A 2943-nucleotide genomic window follows, 5' to 3' on the forward strand; every position below is an offset into this window, starting at 1 on the left:
ATATTGGCGAACGGGCCGCCATGCACGAAGGCCGGGTTGTTCTCCAGCGTCTGCACCAGGTTGGGCTGCATGGCATCCTTGAGCAAAACCGCCATGGCGCCGTCGGCCTTGAGGTCGCGGGCATAGACCGGCGACTTGTCGCGGCGATAGGCGACGATGATGTCGCCGAGACGCTTCTCGAGGTCCTTGAGGTCGGTGGCAAGGCACAGGATCGCCATCACTTCCGAGGCGACGGTGATGTCGAAGCCGGCTTCACGCGGATAGCCGTTGGCGACGCCGCCCAGCGAACAGATGATCTCGCGCAGCGCCCGGTCGTTCATGTCCATGACGCGGCGCCAGGCGACGCGGCGGGTGTCGATGCCGAGCTCGTTGCCCCAGTAGATGTGGTTGTCGATCAGCGCCGACAGCAGATTATGCGCGGTGGTGATGGCGTGGAAATCGCCGGTGAAGTGGAGGTTCATGTCCTCCATCGGCACCACCTGCGCAAGGCCGCCGCCGGCGGCACCGCCCTTGACGCCGAAATTCGGACCGAGCGAGGCCTCGCGGATGCAGATGATCGCCTTCTTGCCGATGCGGTTGAGGCCGTCGCCGAGGCCGACCGTGGTGGTCGTCTTGCCTTCGCCGGCGGGCGTCGGGTTGATGGCGGTGACCAGGATCAGCTTGCCATCCTTGTTGCCCTTCACCGACCTGATGAACTCGGCCGAGACTTTGGCCTTGTCGTGGCCATAGGGCAGCAGATGCTCGGTCGGGATGCCGATTCTGGCGCCGATCTCCTGGATCGGTTTCTTCTTGGCGGCGCGCGCGATCTCGATGTCGGACTTCACTTCGGCCATGACGGCTTTCCTCTGGAGTAGGCGGTGGAGGGGAGGGGTTCGATCATTCGTGCATGGTCGAAACGCCGCCCGGACGCAAGGTCATGTTCTAACCTTGTCGCTGGCGCGGCGTCAACTTCCATGCAACTATGTTTCCTGTTAAGAAAGAGTGTTCCTGTCGCCGGGCCTCTTCCAAGGCAGCCGTCTCGGGCCCGGTCGTTGCGCCGTATAGAAGCCAGAGCGGGGGCGGTTTCGCCGTCTCAAAACAGCCGCCTAATGCGCGAAAAGCGACAGGGGCCACGGCGCAAATCCGCCATCGTCCTGTCGGCCCGAGACGGTGCTATTGGGTCAGAACGTTGCTGATCTCGACCATGTTGGAGCGCACGCGCAGGATGTAGAAGCCCATCGTCGTCAGATGCGTCGGCAACAGCCAGCCATCCTCGCGGCCATTGGCGATGATGAAGGGCTGGATGCGTAGCGCCGAGACGAACTGCGAATCCATCGTGTCCCACAGGCTCTGCAGGTGCTTTTCCTTGAGCACGTCCTCGAAGTCGGCCTGGGCGCCCTTCATGAGGCCGTAATAGGCATAGAGCTGGCCATAGGCGAACCAGAAGCGGTCGTCGGCGCGGGTATCGAACCATCCGTTGTTGTGGTTTTCGGCGCGCTCCTTGAGGATCGCCGAAGTCGAGCCGATATCCGAAGCGATGCGGTCGATATATTGCTTGAGATTGTCGGCGCGCGCGTCGAACGTCGCCTGGCAGGTGGCGAGCCGGGCGTTGAAGGAACGCAGCTTGCGCACCGCGTCGCGATAGTAGCTCGGCGTCGGCGTCTTGGGGCCGAAGGGGTTCAGGCCGAAATACCAGGTGTACTCGTCGAACTGCAGATTGCCGCGTGCGTCCTGCAGGTCGGCATCGATCTGCGAAGTCGTGCGCACGCGGCCGAGATTGTCGGCAAGCTCGGTCGCGGTGCGGCGCACCGCCTGGTTGATGCCGCGCTGGAAGGACGCCTTGTTGTCCATCCAGGGCGTGTTGTCCCAGTCGATGCCGAACAGGCCGAGCTTGTAGAGGATCATCGACGAGATCCAGGCATTCTGGTTGACGTTGAAGTCCGTCAGGTCGGCGGCGACCTGGGCGATCGCCGAGTTGCCGCAGGTCTTGGCCGTGTCGGTGCCAGCGCCGGCGGAGACCTGCTCGCCGGCCGACACGTTGCGCTTCTCGAATGTGTAGGTGTCGGGATAGTTCGGGTTGAAATTGTTCCACCACTGCGTGGCGTAGAAGAAATTGGCGTAGAGGCCGATCAGCACCAGGAGGGCGAGACCGACCACCGCCTTCAGGATCCAGCCGCGCTGTCCGTACCAGCGGCCGACCCACATGAACGGCCACAGAATGACGCCGATGACGAAGCCGATGCCGCGGCCGATCCACTGGAAGATCTGGGTGAAGAAGTTCACGATTGGGTCGAGCATGGCTGTGGCACCCCCTTAGAGCATTTCACCGTTTCAAGGGAAACGGCGATCTGCCTTAACCCTTTGTTTTGGCGCAATTCCGGGCGGAAAACCGCCCAGACTTTTCTAGTCAGTCAGGCCGTAAAGGCGCGCGCGGAACGCCGCCTTGTCCTTCAAATATGTGGTTTTCAGAACGTCCACAACATGGCTTCGCCAGGCGTCGCTGTAGCTCTCATAGTCCTTGTAGAAGCCGGGCTTGTTGAAGACGTAGCGCGAGACGAAGTCCTGCGGCACGAAATCCGAGATCAGCTGGTTGGTCAGCCAGGCATCGGGATGTTCGGGCTTGGCGCGCACGACCAGGAAGCGCTGGCGCGGCGGCACGTCCTCGATCTTGAGATGGCCGAGTTGGGCGATCTCGCGCTTGGCGGCGTTGAGGAAGGGAAAGTTCCCGTCCTGGGCGATCAGGTCGGCATGGCCGTGGATCCAGGTCTGCAGCCAGACCTTGTCAACATCGGTTAGGTTGCGGTTCGGCTCGGTGTCGCGGATCAGCGCCCGCACCACCATTTCGGCGCGATGCTCGAGATAGCCGGAGGCTTCGATCCAGGAGGCGCGCGGCAGCTCTATGCGGCCGGTCGCGGCGAGGAATTTGAACACCTTGTCGGCGTCCTTGATCGACAGATAGCTCAC

The 2943-nt window shown here is 62.4% G+C and carries 3 protein-coding genes; all 3 read right to left on the bottom strand.

Annotated features, from left to right (window positions below; genetic code table 11):
* Positions 1-833, bottom strand: an 833-nt coding sequence (locus tag EOA24_RS32700) for a formate--tetrahydrofolate ligase (RefSeq protein WP_127410513.1), incomplete at its 3' end; no start/stop codon positions are given.
* Positions 834-1152: 319 nt separating this feature from the next.
* Positions 1153-2277: a DUF2333 family protein gene (locus EOA24_RS32705; RefSeq protein WP_126081614.1), complete on the bottom strand. Its 1125-nt coding sequence runs from the start codon at positions 2275-2277 to the stop codon at positions 1153-1155.
* A gap of 105 nt (positions 2278-2382) precedes the next feature.
* On the bottom strand, positions 2383-2943 hold a 561-nt coding region (locus tag EOA24_RS32710), incomplete at its 5' end, for a DUF6638 family protein (RefSeq protein ID WP_348633090.1).

This window comes from Mesorhizobium sp. M2A.F.Ca.ET.039.01.1.1, from assembly GCF_003998035.1.
GTDB lineage: Bacteria > Pseudomonadota > Alphaproteobacteria > Rhizobiales > Rhizobiaceae > Mesorhizobium.